General features: G+C 71.8%; 14 protein-coding genes. 9 read left to right on the top strand and 5 right to left on the bottom strand.

The window, feature by feature from the left end; translation table 11 throughout:
* The first annotated feature begins 2 nt into the window (after positions 1 to 2).
* The 4 genes from ACFV2X_RS32105 to ACFV2X_RS32090 all read left to right on the top strand — a co-directional run bounded on the left by ACFV2X_RS32105 (position 3) and on the right by ACFV2X_RS32090 (position 3,486).
* Positions 3 to 917 (top strand): F0F1 ATP synthase subunit gamma, encoded by a 915-nt coding sequence (locus ACFV2X_RS32105; protein ID WP_089513069.1) that lies wholly within the window; start codon positions 3 to 5, stop codon positions 915 to 917.
* A 5-nt stretch (positions 918 to 922) separates the two neighbouring features.
* Complete coding sequence (gene atpD / locus ACFV2X_RS32100; RefSeq protein WP_385623229.1) at positions 923 to 2,377, top strand: F0F1 ATP synthase subunit beta; 1,455 nt, start codon at positions 923 to 925, stop codon at positions 2,375 to 2,377.
* 155 nt (positions 2,378 to 2,532) lie between these two features.
* Entirely contained in the window at positions 2,533 to 2,910 is a 378-nt protein-coding gene (locus tag ACFV2X_RS32095; RefSeq protein ID WP_086860034.1) for a F0F1 ATP synthase subunit epsilon, read from the top strand.
* Positions 2,911 to 3,030: 120 nt separating this feature from the next.
* Positions 3,031 to 3,486, top strand: a complete 456-nt coding sequence (locus ACFV2X_RS32090; RefSeq protein WP_089513080.1) for a DUF2550 domain-containing protein — start codon at positions 3,031 to 3,033, stop codon at positions 3,484 to 3,486.
* Positions 3,487 to 3,548: 62 nt separating this feature from the next.
* On the opposite strand, the gene ACFV2X_RS32085 is transcribed toward ACFV2X_RS32090, so the two are convergent.
* Together ACFV2X_RS32085 and ACFV2X_RS32080 are read right to left on the bottom strand one after the other, a co-directional pair.
* Complete coding sequence (locus ACFV2X_RS32085) at positions 3,549 to 4,241, bottom strand: response regulator (RefSeq protein ID WP_385623225.1); 693 nt, start codon at positions 4,239 to 4,241, stop codon at positions 3,549 to 3,551.
* Complete coding sequence (locus ACFV2X_RS32080; protein ID WP_385623222.1) at positions 4,238 to 5,491, bottom strand: sensor histidine kinase; 1,254 nt, start codon at positions 5,489 to 5,491, stop codon at positions 4,238 to 4,240. The genes ACFV2X_RS32085 and ACFV2X_RS32080 overlap by 4 nt, the downstream gene beginning before the upstream one ends.
* Before the next feature lie 78 nt (positions 5,492 to 5,569).
* Here ACFV2X_RS32080 and ACFV2X_RS32075 point away from each other — a divergent pair, with 78 nt between their 5' ends.
* Positions 5,570 to 6,250, top strand: coding sequence for a hypothetical protein (locus tag ACFV2X_RS32075; RefSeq protein ID WP_385623219.1), 681 nt, complete (start codon positions 5,570 to 5,572; stop codon positions 6,248 to 6,250).
* On the opposite strand, the gene ACFV2X_RS32070 is transcribed toward ACFV2X_RS32075, so the two are convergent.
* The 3 genes from ACFV2X_RS32070 to ACFV2X_RS32060 are packed head-to-tail and all read right to left on the bottom strand — an operon-like array spanning position 6,251 to position 8,427.
* On the bottom strand, positions 6,251 to 6,823 hold the full coding sequence (locus tag ACFV2X_RS32070) for a cob(I)yrinic acid a,c-diamide adenosyltransferase (protein WP_385623217.1): 573 nt from the start codon (positions 6,821 to 6,823) through the stop codon (positions 6,251 to 6,253).
* Positions 6,824 to 6,861: 38 nt separating this feature from the next.
* On the bottom strand, positions 6,862 to 7,617 hold the full coding sequence (locus ACFV2X_RS32065) for an ABC transporter permease (protein ID WP_385623214.1): 756 nt from the start codon (positions 7,615 to 7,617) through the stop codon (positions 6,862 to 6,864).
* Positions 7,618 to 7,638: 21 nt separating this feature from the next.
* Positions 7,639 to 8,427: an ABC transporter ATP-binding protein gene (locus ACFV2X_RS32060; protein WP_385623211.1), complete on the bottom strand. Its 789-nt coding sequence runs from the start codon at positions 8,425 to 8,427 to the stop codon at positions 7,639 to 7,641.
* An 80-nt stretch (positions 8,428 to 8,507) separates the two neighbouring features.
* Between ACFV2X_RS32060 and ACFV2X_RS32055 the strand changes: the two genes are divergently transcribed.
* From ACFV2X_RS32055 to ACFV2X_RS32040, 4 genes are all read left to right on the top strand, one after another.
* Positions 8,508 to 9,149 (top strand): TetR/AcrR family transcriptional regulator, encoded by a 642-nt coding sequence (locus ACFV2X_RS32055; RefSeq protein WP_385623208.1) that lies wholly within the window; start codon positions 8,508 to 8,510, stop codon positions 9,147 to 9,149.
* Positions 9,150 to 9,239: 90 nt separating this feature from the next.
* Positions 9,240 to 10,088, top strand: coding sequence for a 3-hydroxyacyl-CoA dehydrogenase family protein (locus ACFV2X_RS32050; protein WP_385623205.1), 849 nt, complete (start codon positions 9,240 to 9,242; stop codon positions 10,086 to 10,088).
* A 245-nt stretch (positions 10,089 to 10,333) separates the two neighbouring features.
* On the top strand, positions 10,334 to 10,657 hold the full coding sequence (locus ACFV2X_RS32045) for an STAS domain-containing protein (RefSeq protein WP_089513060.1): 324 nt from the start codon (positions 10,334 to 10,336) through the stop codon (positions 10,655 to 10,657).
* 185 nt (positions 10,658 to 10,842) lie between these two features.
* On the top strand, positions 10,843 to 13,425 hold the full coding sequence (locus ACFV2X_RS32040; protein ID WP_385623203.1) for an ATP-binding protein: 2,583 nt from the start codon (positions 10,843 to 10,845) through the stop codon (positions 13,423 to 13,425).
* Positions 13,426 to 13,448 lie beyond the last annotated feature (23 nt).

Here is a 13,448-nt window from a genome sequence, read left to right as displayed (position 1 = left end):
GCATGGGTGCCCAACTCCGGGTCTACAAGAGGCGGATCAAGTCCATCTCTGCGACCAAGAAGATCACCAAGGCGATGGAGATGATCGCCGCCTCGCGCGTCGTCAAGGCGCAGCGCCGGGTGGCCGCGTCGACTCCGTACGCCAGTGAGCTCACCCGGGCGGTGGGCGCGGTGGCCACCGGCTCCACCACCCAGCACCCGCTCACCACCGAGGCCGAGCGTCCGACCCGGGCCGCGCTGCTGCTCATCACCAGCGACCGCGGTCTGGCCGGCGGCTACTCCTCGAATGTGATCAAGGCGGCCGAGCAGGCCACCCGTACCCTCACCGAGCAGGGCAAGGAGGTCGACACCTACATCGTCGGCCGCAAGGGTGTCGCCTACTACGGCTTCCGCGAGCTCAAGGTCACCCAGTCGTGGACCGGGTTCACCGACAACCCGACCTACGCGGACGCCAAGAACATCGCGGGCCCGCTGATCGAGGCCGTGCAGCAGAACACCGCCGAGGGTGGCGTGGACGAGCTGCACATCGTCTACACCGAGTTCGTCTCGATGCTGACGCAGACGCCGGTCGACCACCGGCTGCTGCCGCTGAGCATGGAGAAGACGGCCGAGGAGACGGCGGCGAAGGGTGTCATCGCGCCGCTGTACGAGTTCGAGCCGTCGTCGGAGGAGGTGCTCGACGCGCTGCTGCCGCGGTACGTCGAGTCCCGTATCTACAACGCTCTGCTGCAGGCCGCGGCGTCCAAGCACGCGGCCACCCGCCGGGCGATGAAGTCGGCGACCGACAACGCCGAAGAGCTCATCAAGTCGCTCACGCGGCTTGCCAACGCGGCCCGCCAGGCCGAAATCACCCAGGAAATCAGCGAGATCGTCGGTGGCGCGAGCGCCCTGGCCGACGCCTCTGCGGGGAGTGACTGACAACTATGACCACCACTGTTGAGCCGACCGCTCCTGCCGGCGTGGCCACTGGCCGCGTCGCGCGGGTCATCGGCCCGGTCGTCGACGTGGAGTTCCCCGTCGACGCGATGCCGGAGATCTACAACGCCCTGAACGTCGAGGTCGCCGACCCCTCCGAGGAGGGCAAGACCAAGACGCTCACCCTCGAGGTCGCCCAGCACCTCGGCGAGGGCCTGGTACGCGCCATCTCCATGGAGCCCACCGACGGCCTGGTCCGCCAGGCCCCGGTGACCGACACCGGCGACGGCATCACCGTCCCGGTCGGTGACATGACCAAGGGCCGGGTGTTCAACACCCTGGGCAAGATCCTCAATGAGCCCGAGGCCGAGTCCGAGGTCACCGAGCGCTGGCCGATCCACCGCAAGGCCCCGGCCTTCGACCAGCTCGAGTCCAAGACCGAGATGTTCGAGACCGGTCTGAAGGTCGTCGACCTGCTGACCCCGTACGTCAAGGGCGGCAAGATCGGTCTGTTCGGCGGCGCGGGCGTCGGCAAGACCGTCCTCATCCAGGAAATGATCGTCCGTGTGGCCAAGCTGCACGAGGGCGTTTCCGTGTTCGCCGGCGTCGGCGAGCGCACCCGTGAGGGCAACGACCTCATGGTCGAGATGGAGGAGGCCGGCGTTCTCGACAAGACCGCGCTGGTCTTCGGCCAGATGGACGAGCCCCCGGGCACCCGTCTGCGGGTCGCCCTGGCCGGTCTGACCATGGCGGAGTACTTCCGCGATGTGCAGAAGCAGGACGTGCTGTTCTTCATCGACAACATCTTCCGCTTCACCCAGGCCGGTTCCGAGGTCTCGACCCTGCTCGGCCGGATGCCCTCCGCGGTGGGCTACCAGCCGAACCTGGCCGACGAGATGGGCATCCTCCAGGAGCGCATCACCTCGACCCGCGGTCACTCGATCACCTCCATGCAGGCGATCTACGTCCCCGCGGACGACCTGACCGACCCGGCCCCGGCGACCACCTTCGCGCACCTCGACGCGACGACGGTGCTCTCCCGTCCGATCTCGGAGAAGGGCATCTACCCGGCGGTGGACCCGCTGGACTCCACCTCCCGGATCCTGGACCCCCGTTACATCTCGCAGGACCACTACGACTGTGCTTCGCGGGTCATCTCGATCCTGCAGAAGTACAAGGACCTGCAGGACATCATCAACATCCTCGGCATCGACGAGCTCGGCGAGGAAGACAAGCTCACCGTCTTCCGCGCCCGCCGTATCGAGCGCTTCCTGTCGCAGAACACCCACGCGGCGAAGCAGTTCACCGGTGTCGACGGCTCGGACGTGCCGCTGGACGAGTCGATCGCCGCGTTCAACGCGATCGCCGACGGTGAGTTCGACCACTTCCCGGAGCAGGCGTTCTTCATGTGCGGTGGTCTGGAGGACCTGAAGAAGAACGCCAAGGAGCTGGGCGTCTCCTGAGCCCGGTCTTCTGAAGCCTGGTCTTCTTGAGCCCGGTCTTCTTGACCCCGAGGTCACCGGAGAGGGGTGGGCCGCGTCCCACCCCTCTCCGTACGCCCGTTATCCTTTGACGAAAGCCCTGTCGCCCCCGGCAGGTGGAGACCCGAGGAGCCACGTTGGCTGCTGAGCTGCATGTCGAGATGGTCGCGGCGGACCGTAGTGTCTGGTCCGGCAAGGCCACCTTGGTCATCGCGCGCACCACATCCGGTGACATCGGCGTCATGCCCGGCCACCAGCCGCTGCTCGGTGTGCTGGAGTCCGGTCCGGTGACCATCCGCACCAGCGAGGGCGGAACGGTCATCGCCGCGGTCCACGGCGGCTTCATCTCGTTCTCGGACGACAAGCTCTCGCTGCTCGCCGAGATCGCGGAGCTGTCCGACGAGATCGATGTCAAGCGGGCGGAGCGGGCGCTGGAGCGCGCCAAGTCGGAGGCGGACGCCGCCGCCGAGCGGCGCGCCGACGTCCGGCTGCGCGCTGTGGCGGGAGTGCACTGAAGCCTGTCACGAACGGTCGAAACCCTCAGCCGCGGGCCGCGTGGGAAATTTCCTGCGCCGGTCCGCGGCTGAGGCGATGCAGGTGCGGTTTTTCCGGATGACGCGAGGAGGTCGGTGAAGATGGCCCTCGCTCTGCTTGTGTGCGGCGTGGTCGTAGCGCTGGTGGTCGTGGGACTCTTCGTCTTCGGTCTGCGGCGGCGGCTGATCCAGCGGTCCGGCGGAACCTTTGACTGCTCACTGCGGTGGAACGCGCCCGAGGGCGAGACCGAACCGGAGCCCAGCGGCAAGGGCTGGGTGTACGGGGTCGCCCGTTACAACGGTGACCGGATCGAGTGGTTCCGGGTCTTCTCCTATGCGCCCAGACCGCGCCGGGTGCTGGAGCGCGCCTCGATCGAGGTGCTGGAGCGGCGTACGCCCAAGGGCGAGGAGGAGCTGGCGCTGCTCTCCGACGCCGTGGTGCTGGCGTGTCTGCACAGCGGCACCCGGCTGGAGCTGGCGATGAGCGAGGACGCGCTGACCGGCTTTCTCGCCTGGCTGGAGGCCGCCCCGCCGGGGCAGCGGGTCAACGTGGCGTGACATCGCGTACCGCGACGTAAAAGGTCGCCGAAGAGCGCGCCCGGGAGGCTGGGCGCGTTTTGTCATGCCCGGATCTGCTCCTGGGCCAGCACCGCCGCCTGCACCCGGCTGCGCAGCCCCAGCTTGGCCAGCACCCTGCTGACGTGGGTCTTCACGGTGGCCTCCGCCATGGCGAGGTGGTCGGCGATCTCGGCGTTGGACAGACCCTGGCCCAGCGCGCCCAGCACCTCGCGTTCGCGCGGGGTGAGGGAGGCGAGCGCCGCGGGGTCGGCGGTCGGGGCCGCCGGCGCGGACTGCGGGCGGGCGAACTCGGCGATCAGACGGCGGGTGACGGCCGGGGCGATCATGCCCTCGCCGCGGGCCACCGTCCGTACGGCCTCCAGCAGACCGGCCGCATCGCTGTCCTTGAGGAGAAAGCCCGCGGCCCCGGCGCGCAGGGCGCCGAAGACATACTCGTCGAGGTCGAAGGTGGTCAGGATCAACACATCGGCCAGCTGTTCGGCGACGATCTCGCGGGTGGCCGAAACTCCGTCCAGGCGCGGCATCTGAATGTCCATCAGCACCAGGTCGGGGCGCAGCTCGCGGGCCAGACGTACGGCCTGCTCGCCGTCGGCCGCCTCCGCGACCACCTCCATGTCCGGCGCGGACCGCAGGATGAGCACCAGCCCGGCCCGTACGGCCAGCTGATCCTCGGCGACCACCACCCGGATCCTGACTGGCGCCGCCCCGCTCGCCCCGTCGTACTGCTCCTTCACCGTGTCATGGCTCCTTTGCCGTCGAGGGGCAGCACCGCCCGTACCCGCCACACCGCGCCGGACGGCCCGGTGTGCGGGCCCGCTTCGAGGGTGCCGCCGAGCAGCGTGACGCGTTCGCGCATCCCGATGAGGCCCATACCGGAGCCGGGCGCGCGGGGGCCGGGGCGGGTGTCGCCGGGGCGGGTGTCGTACGGGCTGGTGACGCCGACCTCCAGGACGCCGCCCGCTCCGGGCCCGTCGGCGTGCTGGGCGAGCCGTACGGTCACCTCGCCGGGCGCCGCGTGCTTGAGGGTGTTGGTCAGGGACTCCTGGACGATGCGGTACGCGGCCAGCTCGACCGGCGTGGGAAGCGCGGCGCCGCCCGGCGGGCGGTCGTCGCACAGCGTGAACTTGAGCTCGCTGACGGACGTGGCGTCCGAGCGGGCGCGCTCGACCAGCGCGTCGAGTGCGTCGAGAGTGGGCGCCGCGGTGGGCTCCGGCTCCCCGCCGGCGCCGCGCAACAGCTCGATGAGGCGGCGCATTTCGGCCAGGCCCAGCACGCTGTTCTCCCGGATGACGGTGAGCGCCTGATCGGTCGCGGCGGCGTCGCCCAGGGACAGCGCGGCGGTGGAGTGGATGGCGATGGCCGACAGATGCCCGGCGACCCGGTCGTGCAGCTCACGGGCCATCCGGCCGCGTTCGGCCACCACGGCCTCCCGCCGGTCCAGTTCGGCGAGCAGGGCCGTCCGCTCGGCCTCAAGACGGGCGGCCTCGGCGGCCTCCTGGTGATTGCGCACGATCGCCCCGGTGCCGGCCGGGGCGAAGGTGAGCAGGGCGGTGACCAGGCCGATGAAGAGCGACTCGGGGGTGCGCAGCAGCGCCAGCGGTACGACCGTGGCGACCACGGTGGTCGCCACACACGCGGGCGGCAGCCGCCGGGCCAGGGAGGGTGGTCCGTAGAGGACCGCCGCGTACACCAGGTCCGTGTACATCAGGACGGTCGCGATGAGCGAGCCGCCGCACAGGTCCACGGCGAGGGCGGCGGTGCCGAGCGCCAGGGCGGTGCCCGGGGCCGCGCGGCGCAGCAGTTCGGCGAGCGCCATGGCGACCAGCGCGGCGACCGTCGTCCACTGGGGCAGTGTGACGGGTGACAGTTCGCCCAGATACACCCCGCCGCGCAGCCCGAGCCCCATCAGCAGCAGTCCGCCGAGCAGCCCGCCCACGCCGATGGCGACGTCGACGCGGTGCGGCGGCGGGAGTCCGGTCGGCATGGGTCCATCACAACACGCGGCCACCGTGCCTGCCTCCGCTTCCGGACGAGTCCGGGGGCGCGCGGCGTACATCGAAGGATGCAGTCCGGTCTCGTCGTCGCCGACGACGCGGCGGCCCGGATCGCGCGGGATGGTAGGGGAGATGGGCGGGAGAAGGGAGAACGGGCCGTGATCGTGGGACTGATCGTCGCCAGCGAGGTCGGCTTCTGGGTGGTGCTGCTCGGCGGCCTGTGTGTGCGGTACGTCCTGCGGAAGCCGCGGGCCGGGGCGGCGCTGCTGGCCTGTGTGCCGCTGCTGGACGTGGTGCTGCTGGCGGCGACCGTGATCGACCTGCGGCGGGGCGCCGAGCCGTCGACGGCGCATGGGCTGGCCGCGGTCTACCTCGGCTTCTCCATCGCGTACGGGCACTACATGATCAATTGGGCGGACGGGCGCTTCGCCCACCGGTTCGCGGGCGGGCCGCCCCCGGTCAAGCCGCCCAAGTACGGCGCGGCGCGGGTGCGGCACGAGTGGCGGCTGTGGCGGATGACGCTGATCGCCGCGGTGATCGCGGTGGCCGTGCTGCAGCTGTGCGTCTGGCTGATCGGCGACGGGGACCGCAGCGAACCGATGGTGGCGTGGCAGCTGCAGATGGCGCGGGTCGCGGGCATCCATCTGCTGGTCGCCGTCGGCTACACCGTCTGGCCCCCGAAAGAGAAGAAGCAGGCTGATGAGGGGGATGGGGACCGGGGCCGGCCCCGGTCCCTCACCGAGCGGTGATCAGCGGTTCTCGCCGGGCACCCACAGCACGTCCCCGACCTCCTTGTTGGCCGTCCGGGCCAGGATGAACAGCAGGTCGGAGAGGCGGTTGAGATAGGTGGCGGTGAGCGGATTCATGGACTCCGCGTACTCGTCGAGCGCAGCCCACGTGGAGCGCTCGGCCCGGCGTACGACGGTACACGCCTGGTGCAGCAGGGCCGCACCGGGCGTGCCGCCGGGGAGGATGAAGCTGCGCAGCTTCTCAAGGCCTTCGAGGAACAGGTCGCAGTCCGCCTCCAGCTGGTCGACATAGCTCTGCTCGACGCGCAGCGGCGGGTGTGCGGGGTTCTCGACCACCGGGGTGGACAGGTCCGCGCCCACGTCGAACAGGTCGTTCTGGACGCGGACCAGTACGTTGACGATCTCCGGGGGCAGCGCCCCCAGCGCGATGGCCACCCCGATCGCGGCGTTCGCCTCGTTCGCGTCGGCGTACGCGGCGATCCGCGGGTCGGTCTTGGCGGTGCGGCTCATATCGCCGAGGGCCGTGGTGCCGTTGTCCCCGGTGCGCGTATAGATGCGGGTGAGTCTGACCATGGGCCCGAGCCTACGCGCGAGGGGACGGAGAACGGGCGCTACGCCCCCGCCTTGCGGAACACCCGGGTGCCGACCGTCATGGACACCGCGCACAGGGCGAGTCCGACCAGCGCGCCGAGGCCGACGGTGTCCCAGGCGTAGTCGCCGACATACGCGGCGCGCACCGCGTCCACCAGGTAGCGGAACGGGACGCAGCGCGAGACGACGTCCAGCCAGCCCGGCGCCAGGGCCATCGGCAGCAGGACGCCGGAGAGCAGCATCGCGGGCATGTTGACGGTGCTGATGACCGGGGCGAAGCCCTGCGGGCCGTCGACCCGCATGGCCAGGGCGTACGACAGCGAGGCCAGCGAGATGGTGAGCAGGCCGACGAAGACGAAGCCCACGACCACCCCGAGCACCGGAGCGCGCAGCCCCAGAGCGACGCCGGCGATCACCAGGACGAGCGACTGGACCAGCAGCAGGACCACGTCCTTGAGCGCCCGGCCCAGCAGCAGCGCGAGCCGGCTGACCGGGGTGACCCGCATCCGCTCGATCACCCCGAACTGCTTCTCGAGGAGGATGCCGAAGCCCGCGAAAGCGGCGCTGAACAGGCCGAGTTGGATGAGCAGCCCGGGGACCAGCGTCTGCCAGGAGTCGCCCTCGCCGCCGAGGGGGACGTCGTGCAGCAGCGGACCGAAGAAGACGAGGTAGAACATGGGCTGCAGCAGCCCGAAGACCACGCCGACCTTGGAGTTCAGGGCCTGGCGCAGATAGCGGCCGAAGATCAGGCCGGTGTCGGAGAGCAGGTTGGACACGGCGTAAGGCTCCTGGGGTCGCTAGACGGCGAGCGGGACGGCGCCGGTGTCGGGCTGTGCGGCGCCGCGTCCGGTGATGGCGATGAAGGCGTCCTGGAGGGTGGCGCCTGGCGACCCGCCGTACTCGGCCTTGAGGGCGGTGGCGGTGCCCTCGGCGACCACCGTTCCGTTGTCGACGATGACGAGCCGGTCGGCGAGCGCTTCGGCCTCGTCGAGGTAGTGGGTGGTCAGAAAGATCGTCATGGCGTGGTCTCCGCGCAGCCGGCGGATGAGGTCCCACAGGTCGGCGCGGCTGCCCGGGTCGAGCCCGGTGGACGGCTCGTCGAGGAAGAGGACCGCCGGGCGGTGGGTGAGGCCCATGGCGATGTCGAGGCGGCGCCGCTGACCGCCGGACAGGGCGCCGCATTTGCGGTCCAGCAACTCGGTGAGGCCGAGTTCGGCGGCCAGTTCCTCGGCGCGGGCCGCGGCTTCCGCCTTGCCGAGCCGGTACAGCCGTCCCTGGGTGACGAGCTCTTCGCGGACGGAGACGGACGGGTCGACGCCGCCTGACTGGGCGACGTACCCGATCTTCCGGCGCACCCCCGCCGGGTCGCGGGCGAGGTCGCAGCCGGCGACGGTCGCGGCCCCGCCGGTGGGCGGGAGCAGCGTGGTGAGCATGCGCAGGGTCGTGGTCTTGCCCGCGCCGTTGGGGCCGAGGAAGCCCAGGATCTCGCCCGGCCTGACGGTGAGGTCGATGCCGCGGACGGCCTCGACGGGGCCGTGCTTGGTCTGGAAGGTCCGGGCGAGCCCGGCCGTGCTGATGACAGGCATGTGGATAGAAAAGCAGGGACACTTAAATTTTGCAACGACCCCAAAAATTCATAGACCCCATCGAAGCTAGGATGGGGGGCATGGCGGAAGGGCTCAGGGAGCGGAAGAAGCGGCAGACCAGGCAGCACATCTCGGACATGGCCACCGCGCTCTTCCTGGAGCACGGCTTCGACGCGGTCACCATCGCCGCGGTCGCCGAGGTCGCGGACGTCTCGGTCAACACCGTCTACAACTACTTCCCCGCCAAGGAAGACCTCCTCTTCGACCGCGAGGAAGAGGTCGTCGAGCGCCCTTCGCTGCTCGTGCGGGAGCGCGGGGAGGGCACCTCGGCGGTGCGGGCGGTGCTGGCCCGGCTGCGCCAGGACGTCGCGGAGCGGAACCCCTACGCCGGGATGGACCCGGGCTACGCGCGCTTCATGCGGGTCGTCCAGGAGTCGCCGACGCTGATGGCCCGGGTGCTGCGGATGCAGGGCCGGACCGTCGACCGGCTCGCCGCCACCCTGCGCGAGGAGACGGGGGCCGCCCCGGACGACCCGACGCCCGAGTTCATCGCCCACCAGGTCATCGGTATGCAGAACGCAGTGCACCGCAGCATCGCGCGCTGCCACGCCGCGGGCGGCGCACCGGAGCAGACCTCCGTGGAGGTGCTGCGCCAGATCGACGTCATGGAGTCGCTGCTCAGTGATCGCGTGCTCAACTATGCGGCGAAGAACACACCGTGACGCGCCTTACTAGGGGCTGCCAGGAGACGTGAACGGGCGTTAAGGTCCGGCCATTGGCGTCAGTTACGCAACGTACGAAAGGACGTGAACGTGGCCAGGAAGCTCGCGGTCATCGGGGCCGGACTCATGGGATCCGGCATCGCGCAGGTCTCCGCCCAGGCGGGCTGGGACGTCGTGCTCCGTGATGTGACCGATGAGGCGCTGCGCCGCGGCACGGACGCGATCCGCGCCTCGTACGACAAGTTCGTCGCCAAGGGCAAGCTGGACGCCGAGGCCGCCGAACAGGCCCTGGCGCGCATCACCACCACGACCGAGCTGGACGCCGCCGCCGACGCGGATGTCGTCGTGGAGGCCGTCTTCGAGAAGATCGAGGTCAAGCGGGAGATCTTCCGTACCCTCGACGGCCTGGTCAAGGACGAGACGATTCTCGCCTCCAACACCTCGGCCATCCCCATCACCAAGATCGCGGCGGCCACCGAGCGCCCCGAGCGGGTCGTGGGCACCCACTTCTTCTCGCCGGTGCCGATGATGCAGCTGTGCGAGCTGGTGCGCGGATACAAGACCAGCGACGAAACCCTCGCCACCGCACGGGAGTTCGCCGAGAGCGTCGGCAAGACCTGTATCGTCGTCAACCGCGACGTCGCGGGGTTCGTCACCACCCGTCTGATCTCCGCGCTCGTCGTCGAGGCGGCCAAGCTGTACGAGTCCGGGGTGGCCACCGCCGAGGACATCGACACCGCGTGCAAGCTGGGCTTCGGCCATGCGATGGGACCCCTCGCGACGGCCGACCTGACCGGCGTGGACATCCTGCTGCACGCCACGGAGAACATCTACACCGAGTCCCAGGACGAGAAGTTCGCGCCGCCGGAGGTCATGCGCCGCATGGTCGACGCCGGTGACATCGGGCGGAAGAGCGGCGGCGGGTTCTACCGCTACTGACCCGGGCTGACCCGGACCGACTGTCCGCCGGGCCGGTCCCGCCCGTACGGCCATCCTGCCCCTGTTGCGCATCTCAAACGCAATCAGGGGCAGGTGCACCCTTGCGGGTGAATTCGGTATCGGTTCGCTTACAAGCGGCAACTTCACCGCATGAGACACAGTCAATTCGATAGACCAGATTGACTCATGGGAGACAGGGGGCCATCCCGGCGACAGCCGGGGGAGCACCGCATAGGGGAGCGCATATGCACATCAGGGGCGACCACGCCGAGCTCGCCGTCGGGGGCCGACTCGACGTCCGGAGCGCGGCGGACGCCCGTACGGCCTTGCACACCGCTTTGGAATCCGGCGGCGGGGACCTCGTACTCGACCTGACCGAGCTCGACTCCTGGGACGCCACCGGGCTCGGCGTGATCATGGGGGCGCACCGGAAGGCCGGCCGAGCGGGCCGGCGGCTGGTGCTGCGCGGGGTGCCGCCCCAGATGCAGCGGCTGCTGGTGGCCACCCGGCTGCACCGGATCCTGGCCATCGAGGGCGGACTCGAAGCGGAGTCGCTGCCGCGGGTGTGAGCGCCGGCGCGGGTGTCCGGGGCGGCGGGTGTCCGGGGGCGGCGCGGGTGTTCGGGCGGCGGGTGTTCGGGGCGGCGCGAGCGGGCTCCACGTCGGTGGATACTGTGTGGAGATCTAGGGTTCGGTAAGCGTGCGGACAGGCCGGAAGCTTGGACAGTACGCCACGCATCTGGGGGGCTTTCACCATGGATCCGACGAACCGCGGACCCGAAGAGCACGGCCGTGACACCCCGACCCCGCACCCGGCGGAGAGCGGAAGCCCCGCGCCCGCGCCCGTGCGCACGGTCCAGGTGGTCGCCGGCGACCACCTGCTGACGGTCAACCCGGTCGACGGCAGCGAGATAGAGCCCTGCCCGCCCGGCCGGCGGCCCGCCCACCCCGAGCGCCGCGGCCCCGACGACCGCGCCGAGCTGCGCCGGGCCGCCGCCCCGCCGATGCCCGCGGGGGCGGTGGCCTTCGAGGTGCCGATGCTGGAGCGCGAGGACGAGCGCGAGCGCCTGGCGCGGCTGCTCGCCCGCGGCCGGTCGGTGCGGGTCACCGGGCCGTCCGGCGCGGGCCGCAGCACGCTGCTGGACGCCGTCGCCGCGGACTGCGAGGACCTGGCGCCCGACGGGGTCGTACGCCTCTCCGGCTACCGCCGTACCGCCACCGACCTGCTGTACGAGCTGTACGCCGCTGTCTACCGCGCGCCCCTGTACCGCCCCGGCCGCCCGGAGCTGCTGGCGGCGGTCGCGGAGATCGGCGCGGTCGTCGTGCTGGACGACATCGAGTTCGGCGGCGCCGCGCTGGACGAGTTCCTGGACGCGACGCCCGAGTGCGCCTTCCTGATCTCCACCACCCCGGCCGTCGCGGCCCCCTCCACCGAGTCGCACCTGGAAGAGGTCTTCCTCTCCGGACTGAGCCGCACCGGGTCCCTGGAACTGCTCGAGCGGGCCGTACGGCGCCCGTTGGCGGAGGACGAGCGGGACTGGGCCGCGGACCTGTGGTTCGAATCCGAGGGGCTGCCGCTGCGGTTCATCCAGGCGGGCGCACTGCTGCGGCAGCGCGACGCGCTGCGGGGCGAGGCTTCCGGTTCTGCCGGGGCCTCGGGCTCGGCCGGGGACCCGGTCTCGGCGGACGACGCCTCCGCCGAGACCGGCGTACGGGACGCCACCCCGCTGCCGACGCTCGCCGAGGGCGCGGCCCCCGTCGCGCTGATCGCTTCCCGGCTGAGCGAGGCGGCCCAGGACACCCTGCGGTTCGCGGTCGCGCTCGGCGGCGAGTGCCCGCATCAGACGCATCTGCCCGCGCTGGCCGGGGACACCCACGCCGACGCGGCGCTCGTCGAGCTGATCGCCGGCGGCCTGGTCACACCCGCGGGACCGCACTACCGGCTGGCGGTCGGCGTGGCCGACCAGCTCGCCGCCGTCGGCTACGCGGACCGGACGGCCGAGCGGGCGGGCGCCGTCGCCCGGCACTACGCCTGGTGGGCCGGCCACCCCTCGGTCGCCCCGGAGCGGGTCGCCGTCGAGGCCGACGCGGTCCTCACCGCCATGGCCGCCCTGGTCGCCGCCCGCGAGGCGGGCCGCGCCGAGACCGCCGTACTGCTGGCCCGCAGCGCCACCCCCGCCTTCGCCGCCGCGCTCCACTGGGGCGCCTGGGAGCGCGCCCTGCGCCACGGCCAGGAGGCCGCGCGGCTGGCCGGACAGGTCGCGGAGGAGGCGTACTTCCACCACGAGCTGGGCGTCCTCGCGCTGTGCACGGGCAATCTGGACCGGGCGCGGGCCGAGTTGGAGGCGTCCATCGGGCTGCGCGGCGTACTGGCCGACAAGCGCGGCACGGTCGCGGGCCGGCGCGCCCTGGCCCTGGTCACCGACCGCTCCGGCGGCCCGGCCGCGGCCGGTGTCTTCGCCGCGCCGGGCGGCCGTACGACGCCGGGCGAGGAGGTCACGGAGGCACGCCACGACGAGTCGGCCTCCCCGCCCGGCGGGGTGCCCGCGGCGCGGCAGGACCCGGCCGACACCGAGATCACCGTCGTCACGCCGCGGGTCGAGACGACCGAACGCCTCAGCCGTACCGACGTACTCGCCGCGGTCGGCACCGGCGGCACGGGGGACGGCGGTACGGGCGGCGCGGGTGGTATCGGCGGCCCCGGCAGCCGGGCCGGCGGCCCCGGCGGCGGCAGGGCCCCGCACGGCCGCCGCTTCGCGGCGCTCACCGGCGCCCGGCGCAACCTGGTCGCGGCGGGCGCGGGCGCCCTGCTCGTGGCCGTCCTCGGCACGGTGGTGACGATCGGCATCACCTCGGGCGACGGGGACAAGGGCTCCGCCGACACCGTCAAGCCGAGCGAGTCGACCTCCCGTAAGGCCGACGACGACAAGGTGACCGCCGAGGAGCCCACGAGCGGCGCGGGCGAGAGCGGGCAGCCGGGCCCCAGCGGCGTCCCCGGGGCGCCCACGTCCCCGTCCACGCTCGTCAGCGGCTCGCCCAGCGCCTCGCAGAGCCCGACCGCCCCGTCGTCCAGCGGCACGGCGTCGCCGACGGGCCAGCCGACGACGACCCCGCCCACGTCCGGGTCCACCACGCACACCCCGACCCACCGCCCGACGACGCCGACCACCCCGCCGACCACCCCCACCACCAAGCCACCCACCACGCCGCCGACCACCCCGCCCACCAGCTCCACCACGAGCCCCGGAGGCGACACCACGAACACGGCCAGCGGCCCGGCGACCACGGCGAGCAGTTCCACGTCCGCCGCCCCGACGTCGTCGGCCTCTTCGATGTGACAGCACCCGATACGCCGCGCGGC

Origin of the sequence: Streptomyces sp. NPDC059679, assembly GCF_042734105.1 — a bacterium.
Lineage (GTDB): Bacteria > Actinomycetota > Actinomycetes > Streptomycetales > Streptomycetaceae > Streptomyces.
This window is presented reverse-complemented; position numbering and strand designations above follow the sequence as displayed.

Excerpts from the sequence above, each read along its gene's own strand:
- ACFV2X_RS32105 (WP_089513069.1), top strand. The coding sequence starts at position 3 with ATGGGTGCCCAACTCCGGGTCTACAAGAGGCGGATCAAGTCCATCTCT.
- atpD (WP_385623229.1), top strand. The coding sequence starts at position 923 with ATGACCACCACTGTTGAGCCGACCGCTCCTGCCGGCGTGGCCACTGGC.
- ACFV2X_RS32090 (WP_089513080.1), top strand. The coding sequence starts at position 3,031 with ATGGCCCTCGCTCTGCTTGTGTGCGGCGTGGTCGTAGCGCTGGTGGTC.
- ACFV2X_RS32080 (WP_385623222.1), bottom strand. The coding sequence starts at position 5,491 with ATGCCGACCGGACTCCCGCCGCCGCACCGCGTCGACGTCGCCATCGGC.
- ACFV2X_RS32075 (WP_385623219.1), top strand. The coding sequence starts at position 5,570 with ATGCAGTCCGGTCTCGTCGTCGCCGACGACGCGGCGGCCCGGATCGCG.
- ACFV2X_RS32070 (WP_385623217.1), bottom strand. The coding sequence starts at position 6,823 with ATGGTCAGACTCACCCGCATCTATACGCGCACCGGGGACAACGGCACC.
- ACFV2X_RS32060 (WP_385623211.1), bottom strand. The coding sequence starts at position 8,427 with ATGCCTGTCATCAGCACGGCCGGGCTCGCCCGGACCTTCCAGACCAAG.
- ACFV2X_RS32055 (WP_385623208.1), top strand. The coding sequence starts at position 8,508 with ATGGCGGAAGGGCTCAGGGAGCGGAAGAAGCGGCAGACCAGGCAGCAC.
- ACFV2X_RS32045 (WP_089513060.1), top strand. The coding sequence starts at position 10,334 with ATGCACATCAGGGGCGACCACGCCGAGCTCGCCGTCGGGGGCCGACTC.
- ACFV2X_RS32040 (WP_385623203.1), top strand. The coding sequence starts at position 10,843 with ATGGATCCGACGAACCGCGGACCCGAAGAGCACGGCCGTGACACCCCG.